This is a genomic window from Bacillus songklensis (assembly GCF_042649685.1).
Taxonomy (GTDB): domain Bacteria; phylum Bacillota; class Bacilli; order Bacillales; family Bacillaceae_H; genus Bacillus_BA; species Bacillus_BA songklensis.
Genome location: NZ_JBHRZT010000073.1, coordinates 174,769 through 195,884 on the forward strand (window position 1 = coordinate 174,769; position 21,116 = coordinate 195,884).

Below are 21,116 nucleotides of genomic sequence, written 5' to 3' on the forward strand. Positions count from 1 at the left end.
AAAACTTTAAATAACACAAAAAGCGACAAGTGGTGTTGAACCATTAAATACAATCTATGTATATTTAATATAGTAATCTAGCATTATGTATAAAGAAAAAAATGGTATATATACTATAATAATGATAGAATAAAGGACAAAAGTAAAGGGTAAATAGGCTCACCCTTTACTTTTTTAGCTTCTTCTTTAATAATCGGTAAAGTTCCTTCCATTTTTCATCTTTATTTACTGATTCTTTCATTTTCTTCTCTTGATTCTTCTTCTTTTGATTCTTCTTCTTTTGCATGTTCGTCTCCTCTTATATAAATCAAGCCTGATTTTTAACATCCATTTTTGCTTTTTATGTTATTTACGGGTTTTCTGTTCCTACATCTTGAATAAGCTAAAAAGGTGATGTGGATTTAATGGTAGGAGAAAAGTTCCTCCAGTTCCCCGTCCGTCAACTCTGTTATCCACTGCTCATTTTGGATGATTTGCTCATTTAACGCTGTTTTCTTTTCAATGATTTGATCGATTTTTTCTTCGATAGTTCCAAGGGTGATCAATTTATGAACATGGACAAAGCGGGTTTGTCCATATCGGTAAGCGCGGTCTGTCGCCTGGTTTTCAACGGCCGGGTTCCACCAGCGGTCAAAGTGAATCACATGGTTGGCCGCAGTTAGATTCAGCCCGGTTCCCCCTGCATGCAGGGACAGGATAAAGACATGGGCCTTTTTCTCCTGAAATGCTGCAATCATGTCATCTCTCGCATCTTTGCTTAAGCTTCCGTGTAAAAATAAAACTTTCTCACCTAACGCTTTTTCTAATGTTTGCTGCATCATGTGTCCCATCTCGATATATTGAGTAAAAATCAAGCAGCTCTCATTTTGGAGGCGAACGTGTTCAACGAGTTCAAGCAGTTTCTCTAGTTTTAACGATCGCTCCGCAATTTGCTTAGGACGGCTCTCTTTTAAATAGAGGGAAGGGTGGTCACAAAGTTGTTTCAGCCTTGTCAAAAGTTTTAAAATAACCCCTTTGCGTTCAAATCCTGTTAGCTTTTGAATCTCGGCAAACGTATCCTTTACGAGTTGTTCGTATAAAGAGGCCTGTTCTAATGTTAAGCTGACATATTCTCTTTGTTCTTGTTTCGGTGGCAGATTGAGCGCTACTTCCTCATCTTGTTTCGTTCGTCTCAACATAAAGGGACGGACCAGTTTCTGCAGCTTCTGAATTTGCTCCTTGTCTTGCTGTTTCTCGATCGGTGTTGCAAACTTCGTTTTAAAGCGGTTCAAGCTTCCTAAATACCCTGGATTCATAAAGTCAAAAATGGACCACAGTTCGGTCAGGCGATTCTCGATTGGTGTGCCCGTTAAGGCGATGTTATGAGTTGACTTTAATTTCCTTGCAGCTCTTGCTTGCTTTGTTTGGGCATTTTTAATATGCTGTGCTTCATCTAAAATGACAGCTCCCCATATTGGTTTGGAAAGGTCATCTACATCGAGGGATAGAAGCGGATAGGAAGTAATGACAACATCCGTCTTCTTAAACTCCTCCAAAAACGTATCTCCACTCCATCTTTTTGGACCGTAGTGGGTATAAACGCGCAGGTGAGGAGCGAATTTCTCCAGTTCCTTTTGCCAGTTTCCGATTACGGAAGTAGGACACACGATCAAAAAGGGATTCGTCTTCTCATGGGTATGCACATAACATAGATAAGCCAAAAGCTGAACGGTTTTTCCGAGGCCCATATCATCCGCCAAACATCCGCCTAATCCGAGGTCCCGTAAAAACAAAAGCCAGTTGACCCCTTGCTGCTGATAAGAACGCAATGCTCCCAAGAAGGATGGAGGGATGCACTTTTCAGGAAGGGAGGTGTAATCATGAAGCTGATTCACCAGTTTGGCAAACGTCTCCGTTACTTCGATTTGAATGGAGGAAAATGGATGCTTAAGTTCCCCATCTTCCAACATGACTTGGTTCTTTTCCTGATGGGTGAGTTCTTGTTCGAGCACATCAAAAAATCGCAGTCCTTCTTTTTGGGCTTTTGTCATGAGACGTTGAACGTGTTTAACAAAGACGGGGTCCAATTGAATCCATTGCCCATTGATCTGAATAAGTCTCCGCTTTTGTTCTACAAGTTGAAGGAATTGCTCCTCAGAAAGATTGATCCCTCTTGTTGAAATTTTCCAGTTGAAGTCAAGCAGTGACTGTAATCCGACAAGGCCGGACCGATTCGAGGATTCGGAATCACGAAGAGAAGCTTTAAGTGAAAGCTGCGCTTCTTTGACCGCTTGCCACCATGAAGGGAGCTGGATTTCAAAGCCTGCTTCCAATAGGGATAGACTCCACTGGGTAAGAAATTTCCATACCTCTTCTTCCGATAGACTGGATTTTATGTCCGCTTTTCTTGAAAATAACTCCGGTACGAGCGTTTGAATGATGTATAATTGGCGGTCGATAAACGGTTCATATCCTTCCCACTCTTTTGGAAGTTTGTCTGAGAAAGAGTAAATGGTGTGGGTTTGCTGGTCACGCAACAATGTTTCAAGCTTCCAAAACTCGCCGTCTGTTTCCGGCTCCTGCAGACGCAGCAAGAAAGAAAAAGGGATGGCGGACTGCACCCAGCCAACTTTCTCATGCCAATCCTGTTCATCAAACACATATACATCTCCTGCTGAAGGCTTTAATAAAGGATAGGAAGCGACGAGTTCTTCCCACACGTCTTTTACTTCTTCATCCGTTTCAATCGTTTCATTCACGGCAGATGAAAGCCACTGCTGTTCAATAGAGGTGAGGTGATCAGCTTTCCAGGCCATTTTTCCTTCTTTCCATGAAGAAAAGTCAGGTTCGAAGCTTTCGCTCTCAATCGCTTTATGAACCGCTTCGGCACTTCTTTTATACATTCGGGTCTCACTGCTCATGTTATATCCTAATATATGGTCATCTGCCTGGTGACGGAAAAAGGATAGGGCAAATGCCGGAGACAATATGATGCCTTCTTGTCCGTCTTTTTTTCCTTTTTCAAGAAGAGTTCCATAAAAAGAGGGTTCATGCCACAGGAAGACAGAATGCTTCCACATATCTGCGCCGACCCCTTTGTGATCTTGGTCGGTAAAATAAAGAAAAAAAGATCCGTCTTCCATCATTTGGGCATGCAGGGTCATCGAAAACAAATCAATCATGAGCGAAGCCTCCTTTCTTTAACGCTTCTTGGAATGCACGCAGCCGTTTTGTTGATTGGGTAAGCTGCTGTAAATATGAAGTAAATACTTGCTCGTTTTGCAAATTCTTATATAGTCTCTGGAGCTCTTTCAAATGTTGAACGGCTTCTTCATAGCTTGAACGAGTCTTCTTTTCGATCGATTGTTGAATGGACTGATGATAAATAGGCAGAAGCCATTTCGGGTTTTTGGCTTCGATATCCTTTAAAATGCTTCGGTCATATTCTAAAATATCGTAACGAAAAGCCGCTTGCAGCTCTAGCCATGATTGAAACTGCTTTTGTTCATATAAATACTGGCTGTATTCCACAAAACTGTATGGCAGCAAACTTCGTAAAGCATCTGTATAGACCGCTTTGTCCCGACACAATTCACTGTAGCTTTCAAACAGTGATAACAGCATGGATACAAAGGCTCTGCTCCCTTGATAAGAAGGAAGGGTACGGATGTAGGGGGCCATTCGTTCTTTGATATACAGGAGCCAGATGTTTGCCCGCTGTTCATCTTTATAGTAAATATGATCCTTTGCCCACTTGAAGACATAGGGGAAGATCGATAAATCAGCCTGTTTTAAAAAGGCAACGGCTTTTTCATCTTGCTTTTCCAGCACGAGTAAATGGGCGAAAACCACATCGCGTTCCAACTGAAACCCATGTACGTTTTCGAGGTATTGTTTTTCCTCTTTGATCCATTTCGGACGTTTAAACAAATGTGTCCAAAGAGTTCGGTATAAATCGATACGCTCATACGGGAGAGCCGATGTATAAAAGAGCACCATGCGTATTTGTTTCATGGTTTCATATAAAAGGGTATCCGCTGAAAAAGGCATCGATGTCTGGGCTGCTTTATACACGTTCTGCTCAATCTCATAAATGAGCTGGGATAACGGCGTGCGGACAAAGGCATTGAACGTTTGCTTGGACAGTTTCTGTGTGCTCATCACATCACACATTTTCATAAACGTCAAAAGGCCTGCATGAATCATAAATAATTCCCGATACGGCGAGAGAGAAGGTGCCTCTTTCGTTAAGGATAAAAAATATTGTTCGTAAAGTTCCGCATAAATGGAAGTGCTGCGAACAAGCTTAGCCTGTGTAAATCGCCCATAACGATCCTCCAACAAGTCCTGCCATTCATTCAATGAATACGAGTGATCTGTCCTGTTGATGGACATTTCTTTTTTAGGGCGAAAAGCAGCTAAAGAAGAAGCCATTTGGAGAGAGGCAGATTGCTGTTTCCACTTCTCAAGCAAATCCCCGACCCGTCCGCTCGCTGCATAGGCGTAAAAGAAACCGGCGAGGCGGTGAGGACAAAAGTCAGAATCTCCGCAATCACATTCACTTTTAGAAAGATCCTGGAGATTCAACAGCACCATCCATTCTCTCTCATCGTGGACGACGACCCCCGCATAATGTTGCAATTCTTTCAAGTTATAAACGTAGCCCTGCCTGTATAATGAAAGCCCTTTTTGAATTCTTTTCCGGACTGTGTCGTCTTGATAATCCAAGAGCTGAATTAAAGCATCACCTGCTTGCAAAATCGCTTCTTTCATTTCAATGCCTCCGCTAGTCAATGTCGTTCAAATTCCATACTTGCTATTATAAAGGATTGAAATGGCATTCAACAAAAGGTTTTGTTATGATAGTTAAGGTGAAACTTCTTCCAAAAGGGAAGAGCTTTATTGGAGACAAGCTTCGTGACACTAAAATTAACAAGTTTTTTACATTCCCTTCGCATAGATGGGGATGTTCCTTCAATATAATAGATAAACGGGATTACGCGAATTTTGAGTGGGGGGGAGTAACAAAATGACAATTCGCAAAGCGATTATTCCGGCAGCTGGATTGGGCACGCGTTTTTTGCCTGCCACAAAAGCCCAACCTAAAGAAATGCTTCCAATTGTGGATAAACCAACGATCCAATATATTGTAGAGGAAGCGGTCGCGTCCGGAATTGAAGATATTATGATCATTAGCGGGCGGGGGAAACGGGCGATTGAAGATCATTTTGATAAATCGTATGAGCTGGAAGAAACGCTGGCGAAGAAAGATAAGTGGGAACGCCTCGAGGAGATTCAAGCAATCTCGAATTTGGCTAACATCCACTACATTCGCCAGAAAGAGCCAAGAGGGTTAGGCGATGCCATTAATTGTGCTCGAACTTTTATCGGAAATGAGCCTTTTGCGGTCATGTTGGGCGATGATGTTGTTCAGTCGGAGATCCCTTGCTTGCGTCAACTTATCGACGTTTATGAAAAATACCGTTGTTCCGTTATTGGTGTGCAGGAAGTGGCGAATGAAGAAGTATCAAAGTATGGGATTATTGATCCAAAAGGTGATCCGATTGATCATGGTGTTTTTCAGGTCCAATCCCTTGTTGAAAAGCCAACGCTTGAGCAGGCTCCTTCCAACTATGCCATTATGGGACGCTATATACTAACTCCGGAGATTTTTTCGATATTGGAAGGGCTGCCCCCGGGTGCGGGAGGAGAAATTCAATTAACGGATGCCATCAGAAAGTTAAGCGAGTTCCAATCCGTCATGGCTTATTATTTCCAAGGCGTTCGATATGATGTAGGGGATAAGTTTGGCTTTATTAAGGCAACGATTGATTTTGCGTTAAGACGAGACAATCTTCGCCAAGATTTGCTTGATTATTTTCAAGAGGTCATGAAGCGGGAATATATAAATCCACGTAAATAATTTAGCATGGATAAAAACCATCCATGCTAAATTATTTACGCATAAGCGTTCGACAAGCACCCTTATGGTCTCTTGTGGAACGCTTATACGAAGAACTTTTCAGCCTATCCAAGAGGCAAGAACAGTCATGAATAGCATAAAAGGTATAAGATTATGGTAAAATATTTAATTGGACTTATATATAGATAGGCCCTGCTTAAATTTTTAATCTCTGTCATCGGTCCTTCTTCTATTCGTGCCCTTCTGTTTTTTCATCTTGAATAAGCTTACACGTGAAGAATTTGACATGAACATTTTTTGCTTGTGTCAAATTCTTTACGTGAATTCATATAGAACAAAGAAGTAGTTTGGAGGGAATACTGTGAAGATTTCAATCGCAGGAACTGGCTATGTTGGGCTCGTCACCGGGGTGTGTCTTGCGGATATTGGCTACCATGTCACATGTTTCGATATTGATGAACAAAAGGTGCAACGGATGAGGGATGGGATTTCTCCCATTTATGAACCGGGCCTTGATGAATTAATTAAAAAAAATATTGAAGCGGGGCGCCTTCATTTTACAGCTTTTGCTGAAGAAGCTTATCGGCATAAAGATATCATTTATATAGCGGTCGGAACGCCCGAAAATGAAGACGGATCTGCCAATCTGCAATATGTAGAGGCAGTGGCTTCAGCCATAGCCGAGCATATTGACCAAGACGTGATTGTGGTGACGAAAAGTACGGTTCCTGTTGGCACAAATGATCGCATCAAACAGATCATTGAACAAAAGAAAAAGCAAAATGTGGAAGTAGAGATCGTCTCCAATCCGGAGTTTTTACGTGAAGGATCTGCCATTCATGACACCTTCCATGGAGACCGAATTGTCATCGGGGCAGAGAGCGAGCGAGCAGCAGAAAAGATGAGAAAGCTCTATGAACCGTTCGGGTTGCCGATTGTGGTAACGAACATTCGGAGTGCAGAAATGATTAAGTATGCGGCCAATGCCTTTTTGGCAACCAAGATCAGCTTCATCAACGAAATTGCCAACATTTGCGAGCGTGTTGGAGCGGACATTGACGATGTCGCGAATGGAATCGGCATGGACAAGCGTATCGGAAAAGAATTTTTGCGTGCGGGAATCGGTTATGGGGGATCGTGCTTCCCGAAGGATACAAAAGCCCTGGCTCAGCTGGCAGATCAAATTGACTATCGCTTTAACTTGCTTGAATCTGTCATTGAAGTCAATAACCATCAACGAGTCGTTCTGTTTGAAAAAGCAGAGCGAATGCTCGGTTCCTTAAAGGGGAAAAAAGCAGCGATTCTTGGCCTGGCTTTTAAACCAAATACAGATGATATCCGTGAGGCGGCTTCTCTTCTATTAATTGATAAGCTGCTCCAAGCCGGGGCAATCGTCAAAGGGTATGACCCGATTGCCTTAGAGCGTGTTCAAAAGTTGTACGGTGACCGCATTCAGTATGCCGATTCGCCCATTGATGCGATTAAAGAGGCGGACCTGGTCTTCATCGTGACGGAATGGGAGGACATTAAATCGCTGCCGCTGTCTGCTTATGCAGAGCACATGAACGATCCGCTCATTTTTGATGGGCGCAATTGTTATGATGTGAAGGAAGCAAGTCGATATCCAGTTACGTATGTGTCCATTGGTCGTGAGCCGGTCTATAAAGCGTAACAAAGAAGCGGACGGTTCCGCTTCTTTTGTACGTTAAGAAATCATAAATCGGCGGCGCAGCGGCAGGTTCGACGAAGCGGCCGATTTAAGTCTGAAGTATAAGGGCAGCTGCCACTTTGTCTTCGCCTTTACAGGCTCGCCAATCGGCGGGTTTTCTTTACATTTAGAGGAAAAACAGGATATATGAAACTTTTTTTCCGAAATGAGGAACAATAAGAGTGATATTTGTAACTTAATTATTACAATTAAGAATCAAATAACGGAAATTCTTTTCATGATTTAAGATAAATGCTATGATGATTCTGTGTTTTTAGATATAATATCATTTAGGTTTTAAATTCTGAAGCATGTCATACAAAGGAGATTTTTTGAAATGACAAAGAAATTATGCGTAGTTGGCTTAGGGTATATCGGGTTACCAACAGCAGTTATGTTTGCAAACCACGGCCTGCAGGTACATGGTGTGGATATTAATGAGAGAGCAGTAAATCTTATCAAAAATAAGCAACTTCATATAGAAGAAAACGGTTTACAAGACCGCTTGAACTCAGCGGTAGACAGCGGCAACTTTACGGTTTCTACAACACCGGAAGAAGCGGATGTGTTCATTATCGCGGTTCCGTCTCCGATTAATGCGGATAAGACAGCGAATTTAGAGTATGTACGTGAAGCAACAAAATCAATCGTGCCATATGTACGCAAAGGGAATTTGGTGATCTTAGAATCAACGGTACCTCCTCGTACAGTAGAAGATGTCATGATGCCGGTCTTAAAGGAAACAGGTTTAGAATTTGGCACCGAGTTGTTTATCTCTCATTCACCTGAGCGTGTCATTCCAGGTCGCGTATTTGAAGAATTAGTAAACAATGATCGTATTGTAGGCGGTATTAGTGAAGAGTCAAGCCGTATGACGGTTGAACTTTATAAAACGTTTGTACAAGGCAGCATTCACGTGACGGATGCGACAACAGCCGAAATGGTAAAGGTCATGGAAAATACGTATCGTGATGTGAATATTGCATTTGCAAACGAACTGGCGAAAATTTGTGAAAAAATCGGTGTGAACGTGTGGGAAGCGGTCAAGTTAGCGAACTATCACCCTCGTGTAAACATCCATTTACCGGGGCCTGGAGTAGGCGGCCATTGTATCGCTGTCGATCCTTGGTTCTTGGTGGAATTACAGCCGGAGTTGGCGAAAATCATTTCGTTAGCGCGCCATACAAACGACGCGATGCCGGAATACACAGCGTTAAAAGTGAAAAATATTCTGGATCGAAAAGGTATTCGGCATGGACGTGTTGCGGTATTAGGACTGGCATTTAAAGGGAATATTGATGACATGCGTGAAAGTCCATCCACAGACGTAATCAAGTATTTAGAAAAGCTTGAACTCGACTATACGGCATATGATCCGCATATCAAGGAAAATAAATTAGAGCGCCAAACTCAAATTCTTGAGGAAGCTGTCGCCCATGCCGATGTCATTTTAATCTTAACAGACCATGACGAATTCAAATCTATGCAGCCTGAGTTGGTAGAAGGGCCAATGCGCACAAAAGTGATTGTAGATACGAAAAACTGCATTGACCGCCACAGCTGGGAACAAAGAGGATTTGATGTATTCTTATTGGGAGACTCTAAACACTCCGCATTTTAATGAATGAATAAAACGGGCTCTATAAACAGATATCGTTTACATAGAGCCTGTTTTTCTGACGAAGTACAGGATGTACCAGCAAAGGCGTGGTGATTGACGTCGCGATTTTAGCCTTTCGACGTACAGGACGTACTAGCGAAGGCGTTGCGACAGGACGTCGCGATTTTAGCCTTTGTTCCTTAATCCATATAACGGTTTAGGCAGTAAAGACGTTGTAATAACTTATATTTGAATAGGTGATTAGATGAAAGAAAACATCTTAGGGGTAGATGTTTGTGCTGAAACATATGAGCAGCTAACATCTCGTCTGTTAGCGGACATCGAAGAAAAGCGAAAAGCTTTTATTGTAGCCATTAATCCCGAAAAAATCATGAAGGCCCAACAAGATGAAAGCTTGCGTCAGCTTCTGAATTCAGCGACATATCAAATTCCAGACGGGATTGGTGTGATCATTGCTTCCGTCCTGAAAGGCGGAAACATCCGCAGCCGTGTCACGGGAATCGATATGATGCTTCAGCTTTGTAAAGAAGCGGCTCTCCATCAAAAGAAAATTTTCCTTTATGGAGCTAAGCCTGGAATCGCCGACGAAGCAAAAGTGAAGCTTGAAGAAATGTTCCCGGGGATACAAATTACCGGCACGCTGAATGGATATGAAAAAGATGAAAATGTCATTCGAGATACGATCAATGCTTCAGGCGCTGAAATTATTTTTGTGGCGTTAGGCAGTCCTGCGCAAGAAAACTGGATTATTAAACATAAAGAGATACTTGCTCCTTACGTTTACCAGGGAGTAGGGGGTTCTTTTGATGTCGTATCCGGCCGATTGAACCGGGCCCCTGCCTTTTTCCAAAAGCTTGGACTTGAATGGTTTTATCGACTCTTGAAAGAACCATGGCGTTGGAAAAGACAGCTGATTTTACCGAAATTTTTAATCAAGGTCATTAAAGGGTAGAAGGGTTTCCTATGTCAAAATTAAGAATTGCCAGTATCCTGCTGATCATTTCAACCCTTTTGTTAAAGTTTTCGAGTATGCTGCGCGATCTTGTCATTGCCAATTATTTTGGCTCTTCTCATGAAGCGGATGCATACTTAGCCGCAATGATCATTCCAAATACACTCATTTTATTTATGTTAACAGGAATGAAGGAGGCTTTTTTACCGAGTTATTATAAATATAACGCATTAGGAAAAGGCTTTTCTCATTTAACCAACATTGTAAAGGGAACATTTTGGATTTCCCTTGCCATTTCCATTGTTGGCATGGCGGTCTCGCCTTTTATTACTCCGCTTGTGTATCCGAAAGCGGAGGCGGTTGATGTTGCTGTTTGGACAGCCGTCATTTATTTTGCTTCCGTCTTTTTAGTCGGAATTAATGCCGTATATGAAGGATATTTTGATGCACAGAAAAAATTCTCGTTTTCGACTTTCTCACAAACAAGCGTCGTGCTTGCCACAATCGGGGGCACCATTTTGCTTCATGATCGTCTCGGGATTTATTCTGCGGCGCTCGGCTATTTTATAGGAACGGTCATTTCGTTCCTTATTAAGTTAATGTATTTGAAGCCCGGCAAATTCATGGACTGGAAACAGCCGATGGATCGAAAGGAAGTATCGGCCTTTTATCTGATTTTCCTGCCTGTTGGCTTAACGATAGCTGTTGGACAAGTCAACCTGCTCATTAATACCATCTTTTCGTCTCGTTTGGAAGAAGGGGTGGTGGCGAACTTAAACTATGCGTTTCGGCTCGTCAACATTCCTCAAGCGATTTTTGGTGTAACGATTGCCACGATTATTTTTCCTTTGCTGGCCCAGGCCAAAACGAGCAATGATATGGAGCTATTTAAAAAAGGAATTGAAAAAGGTTTGTCTTTCATGTTTCTATTTGTTGCTCCGACTGTGACCGGCATGGTCTTGCTCATGAAAGAAATTGTGCAGGTGTTTTATCAACGAGGAGAGTTTGATGCAACATCTACCGCTTTAACAAGCGAATACGCGGTCTATTATGTGGGATCGGTGCTGTTTTACAGTATCCAGGCCGTCATCGCCAAGGGCTTTTATACATTGGAAAAAGGGCATTATATGCTCCGAATTGGCATCATTTCCATCATATGCAACATCATTTTCAATGCCATTTTAGTCAAAACCATGGGTGCGACCGGCCTTGCGCTGTCCTTCTCGCTCGTTGGGTTTGTCTACTCTGCCATTACGTTCAGCACCCTTTATAAACTATCAGGCGGGTTCAGCTTAAGTTATGTGGCGAAAGAGTATGGAAAAGTGTTTGTGGCAACAGCTGTGATGGTCGTTGTTTTATTATTGATCAAAGGATTTATGTTATCATGGAACGTATATGTGTATGTAGCGGTGATGATGGTCATCGGAGCCGTAGTGTATTTTGCCGTCTTATTTCTGACGCGTTCTCAATCCATGAGAGAATTAGTCAACATTAAGCAATTTAAACGTAAAGCAAGTGAAGGGAGGTAAGTGTTACTAACCATTTTAGTAACAGCACCTTTATGTTAAAAAACAATCGTATTATTCGAACGATTAATAAATATGACGTATTTTCTCCCTACATTTTCTTTCCATCAATCATGATCATTTACTTTTTCTTCAGCTTATTTGACTTCGGTCGTGTCGAGCTGTTTGATGCAAAGAAAAATATTGTGCCGGTCATTTTGGTCGGATTATTGGCCTATTATGCCGCCGTATTTGTAGTGAGAAAACTTGGTTGGACGTTCCCGACATTCGGTTTGGGATTTTTAAAAGGGAAAACGATTTGGTTTTTATATTTACTGGGACTAGTTGGCCTTGCGAGCTATTTGATCATGTTGTTTACGGGACAAATCGGGATTACGGATGAATCCGTACGCCGTAATTTGGATCCGAAACTGAACTTCTTAAGTACCTTTTTATGGTTTGCCGTCATTTTTATTATCAGTTACCGCATCATTAAGGAAAAACAGTTTAAAAAATCGTATATTATCTTATTGTTGTTCATTTTTGCGGCATTCATGTTAATGGGATATCGGACAGCCATTGCCATTATGTTCTTTACATCCATGTTGATTTTCCACTACATGGTACGCCGTATTAGTACGTCATGGCTGATCCTATTCATGACGATCATCTTTGTTTCCTTCTCGCTGTTTGGATTGTTCCGTGTCCTCACAGAAGACACAACGAAAGAATTCAACAAACGTGAAGGTCCGCAAGTGGAGCTTACAGAGGAGAAAGCAGATCGAATTCTGCAGCTAAGACGCGAAGTAAACAAGACGCCTAAAGCCATCCGTGCCTTAACGGAAACCATGGTAACCGGCCGTATCGTTGTAAGTAAAATCATGGAATATACAGAAGATCACGGTTATTTAAAAGGAGAACTTCATAAAGGAATTTTCTCGACCGTTCTGCCGGGTGAACAAGTGTCGCCTCGTATGATGATTACGGATGCCGTGAACTCGTATGCCATCAAGGATGGAAACTACATTACACGCCCAGGGCGTACAACGACTCCAACGATTTTAGGTCAATTGTTCATTGAAGGCGGCTATGTCGCGGTGGCGATTGGATTGGCCATTTACGGAGCGGTGTTGACGATGTTGTATAACCAAATGATGAAAACGGGCGCGAAGTCCTATCAGACCATTGCGTATGGTTTCGTGATGACCATTTTCATGATTTCCATTCATACGGGTTTACTTGATTTAGTGTTCCTGATCATGATTGTGTACGCGATTATATCCACAAGCATCGAGCAAGACCGCGAGCTAATCGAGGATTAAATTATTTAGAAGAAAAAACAAAAAAACAAATTGTCCTCGATGCATTTAGATGGTAAAATGAGAGTAGAGAGAAATATTTCCTTCTTTTGAAATAATAACCTCGGTTGGTAGCCCAATGAGAAAAACGCCTAAAGGTTTAGGCGTTTTTCTCATTCTTCTTTTTATAGAGATCTACATCATAACGGGACGTGAATAAACACCATTCACGCCTGGTTATTTATGCATAAGGGGTTGGCAAATGACCTCACGGTCTTTTGCCAACAGCAATAAAAGAACCCGTTGAGCATGATGCTCAACGGGTTCTTTTATTGTCTAGCTCCGGCTCCTAATCTTTCGGTCGTTTCACTTCTGCCCATGAAACCAAAGAGCGGTTTCCCGGTCAGAAGTTCCAACGCCTCTCAAGATTGGACAGTCGCCTGCGCTTTTCTTATTGCTTCGGGTACACTTTCCATGTGCTTAAGTCCATTGTTTCTTTTTGAACGAGCTCTTTCGGGAAAATGAATGTCCAAGGTTTCGTTGTGTAAGCCTTGACGGTAAAATCGTTCAGATGAAATCCGCCTGTTGCGATCACTTCACCGCTTGCATCCTCTACGATAAGAGGGATTTGCTGGAACGTGACATCTTTTTCACTGCCGTTTCGGATTAACACCGAAACGTGTAAACTTTCGTTGTCGTCCTGGCGAATTTGCAGACCCATGAAGTTCACTTCGCCTTCTTGCGGCGGCGTCAGTTGTTTTTCTACAAGCTCTCTCAATTTTTCTTTTTCTTCTTCCGGTAAAGCTTGCTCCCAGCTTTCTTCCAGGTCCATTTTATGGGCAGGCTTTAGTTGGAAAGCAAGAGTCCAGCCGCTCTCAGGAAGCTCAGCGGCTTTGACGGTCGAAGGCTCAAAGACGAAATTCCACGGGCGGCTTGAAGCAGCCGGAAGCTCGCCTAATTCCGATAAATCAAAACGCTTTTTCGCCAATACTTCTTTTTCGGATCCTAATAAGACAAGAGCCATTTCTTCCAGCTTGATCGGACGATTTAAGCTGCTTCGCACAAGCGCGTTGACAATGACACGTCCCGTTTTTTCCTCATGCCGGAGCTCAAGGCCGGATAATGAAAGCTGATTCGGCTTTAATGGCTCACAATCATTGTTCAAGAATTGATACACATATTTATCTTCTTCCGTGATGTTCCAATCAGGATGAATCGAAAGTTTCGTTTGCACAAGCTCTTCTTCTACTGCTGTTTCTTCCGCAGCCGTTACGTCTTTCGACTCAACGGTGCTGTCTAATCCTTGCTTCTTCGGATTTTTGCTTTTCCATTTAAAAAACGATAACATGTGAAAACCCCCGTTTATGCTCAGACTTCCATCAGCGGGAGGGGATCCTGCCGCTGATGGAAGCTTTTCTTATTGTCCAGCTCCGGCTCCTAATCTTTCGGTCGTTTCACTTCTGCCCATGAAACCAAAGAGCGGTTTCCCGGTCAGAAGTTCCAACGCCTCTCAAGATTGAACAGTCACCTGCGCTTTTCCTTATTGTCCAGCTCCGAAAGCCAAACCGCACGGTCATTTCACTTCTTCCTGCGGAGTCAAAAAGCGCCTCCTTCTCAGAAGTTCCAATGCCCTATCGGTTTAAGCAGGCTTTCTCCGCTTTTCTTATTGTCCGGCTCCGGCTCCTAATCTTTCGGTCGTTTCACTTCTGCCCATGAAACCAAAGAGCGGTTTCCCGGTCAGAAGTTCCGAAGTACAGGACGTACAAAGGCAGACGTTGCGACAGGACGTCGCGATTTTAGTCTGCCAACTTCTATACAATTGAACAGTCGCCTGCGCTTTTCTTATTGCACTGTTTGTTCTGCTTTCATTTCTTGAGCTGTTTCCACTAGCTGTGCCAGCTGTTTGGCCGCTTCCTTTTCTAAATGATGGTACATGCTGGTGAACAGTTCCAATCCTTCACGCTGGTACTGGCGCATCGGATCTTCTTGACTGTAGCTGCGAAGGCCGATTCCTTCTTTTAAACGCTCCATGGCTTCTAAATGTTTAATCCACTCGCGGTCGACCGTGTTTAAAAGCATGGTTTTGAACGTATATTGGAAGCGGGCATCTTCTTTATATGACTCTAATTGCTCGATATATTGCTTGATGGCAGGGAACACCACTTGTTCCACTTCATCAAGCTCATGAACAGGATGATCGAACGAAATAGGAAAGCCATGGAGAATTTCCTTCATTTCTTCTTCCAGTTCTTTCATATCCCACTCTTCCGGTAATATCTCTTCATGACAGACTTGATTCATCGCAGCTTCTGCATAAGACGTAATCATCGGTTCAACGAGCGATAAACTGTCTTCTGCCAGAAGGACTTTGTCACGCAGTTTATAAATAACCCCGCGCTGTTCATTGATCACGTTATCCAGCTTTAAGTTATACTCGCGCATGGAGTAGTTGCTTCCTTCACAAATGCGTTGCACGCGATCAACGAACTCGCCGATCTTTTTATTGAGCACCAAACCGTCTTCGTTCGTTTGAAGCTGCTTTTCCATCTTTTCCAGTTCTTCTTTTGCAAAGCGGCGGAACATATCATCTTCAAGCGAGATGAAGAACTGAGAACGACCCGGATCTCCCTGGCGGCCGGAACGTCCCTTCAGCTGGTTATCAATGCGGCGTGACTCATGGCGTTCTGTTCCCAATACGAAAAGTCCGCCTAATTCTTCGACGCCTTCTCCCAGTTTAATGTCGGTTCCGCGTCCTGCCATGTTCGTCGCAATCGTGATTTGGCCCTTTTGGCCGGCGCTGGTGATGAGTTCAATTTCTTGCTCCACACTTTTGGCATTTAAAATGTGATACGATAAACCCACTTCATCTAAATACGTTGCCACTTTTTCAGACTGCAGAATGGAAGTCGTTCCGATCAGGATCGGTTGTCCTGTTTCATGGACGCGTTTTGCTTCCTTCGCTACGGCTTTATATTTATCATCGATGGTGGCGAACACAAGATCTGTTTCATCTTGACGCTGAATAGGGCGGTTCGTGGGAATTTGGATCACATCCATTGCATACAATTGTTGAAACTCTTTTTCCTCTGTTTTCGCTGTTCCGGTCATTCCGGAAAGGACAGGATAGAGGCGGAAATAGTTTTGAATTGTGATGGATGCCTGCGTTTTATTTTCTTCTGTAATCTCGACGCCTTCTTTTGCTTCAAGCGCTTGATGCAAGCCGTTGCTTAATGTACGGCCTTCCATTGTACGGCCTGTAAACATATCGACAAGTAAAATCTTATTGTCTTTTACGATATAATCGACGTCTCTTGTGAACATGACATGTGCGCGCAATGCCTGAATCATATAATGATAAAGCGTTTGGTGCTCCAGCTCGTATAAGTTATCGATGCCGAATCCTTGCTCGATCTTTTCGATGCCTTCCTCTGTGAAGCTCGTCGCTTTTGTTTCTTCATCATAGTGATAATGAACATTGAGTTCAAATGTTTTCACGATTTTGGCGCATAAATGATGCAAGTTGAAGCTGGAAGTTGTTTTGCCGGCGATGATGAGCGGTGTTTTCGCTTCATCGATCAGCACGCTGTCCACTTCATCAATGATGGCATAATGATACGGGCGCTGTACGCGCTGATTGACATCGTACACCATATGGTCACGAAGGTGATCAAAGCCGAACTCGTTGCCGACTCCGTATGTGATGTCTGCCTCGTAAGCGATCTTTTTCTGATCAAGCGGCATCATCGGTACATTCAAGCCCACCGTTAATCCTAAAAACTCATGGATTTGCCCAATGAGATCGCGGTCACGGCGTGCCAGGTAATCATTTACCGTAATAACATGAACACCTTTTCCTTCAAGAGCCCGTAAGTAACTTGGCAAGGAAGCGACTAACGTTTTTCCTTCACCTGTCGGCATTTCTGCGATATTTCCTTCTGTCAGAACAAGGCCTCCGATTAACTGCACATCGAAATGGCGCATGCCAAGCACGCGTTTTGCCGCTTCACGTACAGTGGCGAATGCTTCGAGTTGAATATCAAATACCGTTTTTCCCTCGGCTAATTGTTGTTTAAATTCAATTGTTTTATGTTGAAGTTCTTCATCTGTTAACGCTTCAAAAGCAGGCTCGAGACGATTAATCTCTTCTACCATTTTGTAGTATTTCTTAATTCGTCTGTCCTGGTTATCGCCAATCATTTTCTTGATGTAAGATAACATCTCTTATTCTCCTAGCCTTTCTAACTATTTTCTAAAAACAGTATAGCATTCTTCTTTACCAGTTTCACTTTAAATTGGCAAACATTTTCTTTCGTTCCATATCCAAATTAAGGTAAAATATAATTATATGAAAAAACTGTAAAAATTATGAAACTTTTTCCCTGCACCAATCGTCTATATATTGTATTGGTAAATTTTACATATGAAAGGGGTATATACATGGGGAATTGGAAGAAAAAGGCTTTAATGTTTGGACTGGCTTCTTCATTACTGATCCCGTCCGTCGCTTCAGCCTCCGTGAATGGAGCGGCAACCGGAAAAGAAAAACCGGAATATAATTTGCTCGAAAGGTTGAACATCTCGACAAAGGAAAGAAACAAACTGCTTTACCAGGAGAAGCAGAAAGATTTACAGCAGTACAGCGATAATACGATCATCGTGAAATACAATAAAAAACTTTCCAGTACCCAACACCGCCAGCTTGGCGGACAAGTGATCCGCTCTTATCCGGAGTTCGGTTATGAAGTCATCCTCTTGCAAAAGGGCAGAAAGATGGAAGATGCGCTTAAGGCCTATCGCCATGTAAGCGGTGTCGCTTCCGTATCGCCGAGCGTGAAGCTGCAGATGTTCGGCAGCCCGAGTAATGCGGGAGACCCGAAGGAAAAAGAGATGTATCATCTCTCCCAATTGCAAATTGACAAAGCCATCGCCATGGCCGGGAAGAACGATGTAACTGTTGCGGTCATTGACCAGGGCGTCGATGCCAATCATCCTGAATTCAAAGGGCGCATCTCCTCACCGGTAAGTATCGCAGACCCGGCCAATCCCGCACCTCCGGGAGAACATGGGACACATGTAGCCGGAATTATCGGGGCAGCTGCAGGTAACGGCGTTGGGGGCCATGGGATCAATCCGAAAGCAAAAATCATGTCGATCAGTGTATTTGATCAGTTCAGCGGTGATTATGTGTTGGCCGATGCGATTCTTTATGCGGCTGAACATGGCGCGGATGTCATCAATATGAGTTTAGGGGCATATATCGAAATGCCGCTCGTTGAAGAAGCCGTTAAGAAAGCGGTAGACAAAGGAGTGGTCGTCGTAGCGGCTGCAGGAAACTCGGCGGACATGACGTATGGATATCCAGCTGCTTATGATGGAGTCATCTCAGTTGGATCGACAAACGATCAAAAGAAAAAATCATGGTATTCGACCTATGGACCGGTCCTTGACGTCGTGGCTCCGGGAGAAGATGTGTACAGTTCCCTTTACACACCTATAAAAGGATCGACGTTCGGCAAAATGAGCGGTACATCAATGGCCTCGCCGGTTGTGGCCGGAATCGCGTCACTCATTAAGTCCAAATATCCAAATTTGAACTCTTATCAAGTTGAAGCCATTCTTGAAAAGACGGCTGCCGACCTTGGAGATAAAGGCTATGATTTGGATTATGGCTACGGCTTGGTCAATCCGGTAGCTGCATTAAACTTTGATCCTAAAAAACTACCAACCTTTAAAGATCAAAATGAGAATGAAATGTTTAATACGGCTGAACCGATTACGATTTCAGAAGAAGGAACAACACGTACGGGCAAATTGACAAAACCAAGACAAACCGATTGGGTGAAAGTGAACCTGGAAGAAGGGGAGTACGTTCAATCGATTTTAAGCGGTGCAAAAAATTATGATGATGAATTGAAATTGAAGTTTTACCCGCAGGGAGGTAAAGCCGAGAAAACGATTGAAGTCAAAAATGGGCGTCAAAACGAATTGGAAGCCAAGCTGTTTAAGGCACCAAGCAAAGGAACCCTTCTCATTGGGGTAACGGACGAAAATGAAAACTACAGTGAAAGCGGCGAGTCCACATATGAATTGAAGTTAATGAAGGCAAGCGGGGCTTCCGATGAGGTAGGAACGAAAGAAGAGCCAATTGAAATAAAAGAATTGCCATTCAACAGCTCTAAATTAGAAGGTAGTCCGCTCACTTTATTAAATGATGAAAAAGCGGACAAGGATTATTTCAAATTCAAGTTTGATGAACCGACAAAGGTGAACTTCGCGTTATCATCTTTACCGGGCTTGGATACGGAGTTGAAAATTTACCCGGCTGAAATGCTGAATCAAGAACCGCCAAAAGATCTGCCGGAGTGGGAAAAAGAAAATTGGCCATTCCCGGAAGTGTGGGGCAACAACAATGGATTCAGCAAAGGAGAATCCATCACATTCGAAGCCATGCCGGAAATGGAGTATGTATTGGAAGTATCGGCAGAAGCTGCAGCATTTAACGATTTCATGATCTTTTTTGGGCCGATCATTGAGCAAGGGACAGAAGAACAACAAAAACAAATTGTCGGTTCTCTTCTTCCTTATGAGTTAAAAGCTGAAACGAAAGAGCTTCCTGAAGATGAAGACGGCTATCCGAAAGAAGAGCCGATGCCAGAGGATATGGAAGGTGCAGTGAAAGGAGAACAAGAACAGCAGCAATCACCGGCTGAAATGTTCAAAAACCGTACCTATAAGACAAGCCCTTACGACTTCTCTTTATTTGGCGGCGGCCAATGGTTTGACATGAGCAAAGAGGAATTCCAGAACATTAAAGAAGCGGCAAGACCGTTTACTTTCGGGCAAGAAAAAAACGGATACTTCCAAAAGTCCGGGGACCAGGACTGGTATCGATTTGAAGTGGGAGAATCAGCCATTTATGAACTGGCGATGAATCAAACCGATTCACTAAGGCCGGATATGACGCTTTTCGTCTATGATGAAAAAGAAGATAATATCTACCCTGCCTACAGCTCTTGGATGTCATTCAATCCATTTGCAATGGGGCAAGAACAAACGGAAACGAAGATGACGCTATTCCTGGAAAAAGGCAAGAAATATTATTTAAACACTGCCAACATGAACGGCTTATCATTTGATCCATATGAACTGAACGGGAAGAAAGTGAAGGATGCTCCTGTCGATCCAAATGAAAACAATGATCAGATGATTCGTGCCAAAACATTGCAAGCGGGAAGCAAAGTAAAAGGTAACTTTATCAAGCCTGGCGACATTGATGTATTTTACTATAAGCATCGTCAAAATGATGCGTTATTCGGGTTCCATTTAAATCCGCTCAAAACAACCGAGGAGCAAAAAGCGGGATTGCCATTTGAATTGACTCTGCCTCTTGACGCGGTCGTATCAGTGGTGGAAGATACAAACGGAAACATGAACATGGATGACAAGGAAGCGGGCAATTTCGTTATTTTTGACCATGGCTGGGACAGCGAACCGGAATCAGGTTCTTTTAAAGCGAAAAAAGATGTGGGCTACTTTATGGTCGTGGAAAACTGGCTTGGTTCAAGCATCAGCGAATATGAGCTGGCATTGAATGCCCTCAATACAAAAGATGAGGACTTAGGATCAAAAGTCACGAACAATGTACCGTCCAAGCCGCTTTCCTTAAAACAAGCGGGCGCGAAAAAATGGGAAGCGAAAGCCTTGCTGAACCCTGGTGTCGATTTCGGAGATAAAGACTTCTACCAATTCAACGCACCGGCAGCAGGTCTGTACAACGTTACGTTCAATACACCAATGGAGCTTGACGGTGTTGTGACGATCTACAATGCAAAAGGCCAGCAAGTCGCCAAGCTGGATCAATATTTTGTCAATGACAGCGAAGTAGGTACCGTTCAATTGGCAAAAGGCAAGTACTTCGTCGAAGTGAAGGATGCGAATGTGCGCTCCAGCAACAATCCTTATACATTAACAATCGAAGGCAAGTAAATATGATACGAAGACCCTCTTCGCTTATTCGAGATGAGAAGGGGAGAAGAAATAGGATAAAGACAAAAGCTGATGGTAAAAAGTTAATGTAGACTAAAAGACTCGCTTGAAAAAGCGGGTCTTTTTTTGTGTCTCAAATACTAG

11 protein-coding genes are annotated in these 21,116 nt (G+C 43.0%); 7 read left to right on the forward strand and 4 right to left on the reverse strand.

Going from position 1 to position 21,116, the window contains the following annotated elements:
• Positions 1-401: 401 nt before the first annotated feature.
• Together ACFOU2_RS24115 and ACFOU2_RS24120 are read right to left on the reverse strand one after the other, a co-directional pair.
• Positions 402-3,161, reverse strand: a complete 2,760-nt coding sequence (locus ACFOU2_RS24115; RefSeq protein WP_377918876.1) for a DEAD/DEAH box helicase — start codon at positions 3,159-3,161, stop codon at positions 402-404.
• Positions 3,154-4,752 carry a hypothetical protein gene (locus ACFOU2_RS24120; RefSeq protein ID WP_377918877.1) on the reverse strand — a complete coding sequence of 533 codons (1,599 nt, stop codon included), beginning with the start codon at positions 4,750-4,752 and terminating at the stop codon, positions 3,154-3,156. The genes ACFOU2_RS24115 and ACFOU2_RS24120 overlap by 8 nt, the downstream gene beginning before the upstream one ends.
• A 256-nt stretch (positions 4,753-5,008) precedes the next feature.
• On the opposite strand from ACFOU2_RS24120, the gene galU reads away from it, so the two are divergent.
• From galU to ACFOU2_RS24150, 6 genes are all read left to right on the forward strand, one after another.
• Positions 5,009-5,902 (forward strand): UTP--glucose-1-phosphate uridylyltransferase GalU, encoded by an 894-nt coding sequence (gene galU / locus ACFOU2_RS24125; RefSeq protein WP_377918878.1) that lies wholly within the window; start codon positions 5,009-5,011, stop codon positions 5,900-5,902.
• A gap of 361 nt (positions 5,903-6,263) precedes the next feature.
• A complete protein-coding gene (locus ACFOU2_RS24130) occupies positions 6,264-7,574 on the forward strand; it encodes a UDP-glucose dehydrogenase family protein (RefSeq protein ID WP_377918879.1) in 1,311 nt (436 codons plus the stop codon).
• 373 nt (positions 7,575-7,947) lie between these two features.
• On the forward strand, positions 7,948-9,231 hold the full coding sequence (locus ACFOU2_RS24135) for a nucleotide sugar dehydrogenase (RefSeq protein ID WP_377918880.1): 1,284 nt from the start codon (positions 7,948-7,950) through the stop codon (positions 9,229-9,231).
• Between the two features lie 244 nt (positions 9,232-9,475).
• A complete protein-coding gene (locus ACFOU2_RS24140) occupies positions 9,476-10,183 on the forward strand; it encodes a WecB/TagA/CpsF family glycosyltransferase (protein ID WP_377918881.1) in 708 nt (235 codons plus the stop codon).
• An 11-nt stretch (positions 10,184-10,194) separates the two neighbouring features.
• Positions 10,195-11,712: a murein biosynthesis integral membrane protein MurJ gene (gene murJ, locus ACFOU2_RS24145; protein WP_377918882.1), complete on the forward strand. Its 1,518-nt coding sequence runs from the start codon at positions 10,195-10,197 to the stop codon at positions 11,710-11,712.
• Between the two features lie 32 nt (positions 11,713-11,744).
• Complete coding sequence (locus tag ACFOU2_RS24150) at positions 11,745-13,010, forward strand: oligosaccharide repeat unit polymerase (RefSeq protein ID WP_377918883.1); 1,266 nt, start codon at positions 11,745-11,747, stop codon at positions 13,008-13,010.
• Positions 13,011-13,437: 427 nt separating this feature from the next.
• Here the strand turns inward: ACFOU2_RS24150 and ACFOU2_RS24155 are convergent, their stop codons facing one another.
• Positions 13,438-14,334 carry an accessory Sec system S-layer assembly protein gene (locus tag ACFOU2_RS24155; protein ID WP_377918884.1) on the reverse strand — a complete coding sequence of 299 codons (897 nt, stop codon included), beginning with the start codon at positions 14,332-14,334 and terminating at the stop codon, positions 13,438-13,440.
• A gap of 494 nt (positions 14,335-14,828) precedes the next feature.
• Positions 14,829-17,204, reverse strand: a complete 2,376-nt coding sequence (gene secA2, locus ACFOU2_RS24160) for an accessory Sec system translocase SecA2 (protein ID WP_377918885.1) — start codon at positions 17,202-17,204, stop codon at positions 14,829-14,831.
• Between the two features lie 219 nt (positions 17,205-17,423).
• On the opposite strand from secA2, the gene ACFOU2_RS24165 reads away from it, so the two are divergent.
• Positions 17,424-20,972, forward strand: a complete 3,549-nt coding sequence (locus tag ACFOU2_RS24165; RefSeq protein ID WP_377918886.1) for a S8 family serine peptidase — start codon at positions 17,424-17,426, stop codon at positions 20,970-20,972.
• Positions 20,973-21,116: the final 144 nt, after the last annotated feature.